Below are 246 nucleotides of genomic sequence, written 5' to 3'. Positions count from 1 at the left end.
CTCGCAGCTCTCCATCGAGGAGACCCGCCGCATCGCCCCTACCAGAACGCCACCGGCCTGCAGGTGACCTCGGCCGTGCTCGCCGGCATGGGCTGGGCGCTGGAGAACCCGGAGGCCGGCATCGTCGAGGCCGACGAGATGGAGTTCCGCCGCTGCCTCGAGGTGCAGAGCCCGTATCTCGGCCCCGGGATCGGCGTCTACACCGACTGGACGCCGCTGACAGGCCGCCCGGGCCTGTTCCCCGAG

The 246-nt window shown here is 72.0% G+C and carries 1 pseudogene; it reads left to right on the top strand.

Annotated elements, in window-relative coordinates:
* A pseudogene (locus AC0IWM_RS23855) lies at positions 1-246 on the top strand (homospermidine synthase); the annotation flags it as partial.

The sequence above is a fragment of the Methylobacterium sp. AC433 genome (genome assembly GCF_979253015.1).
The sequence above is the reverse complement of the archived record's forward strand: the minus strand, read 5'-3'. Positions and strand labels throughout refer to the sequence as shown.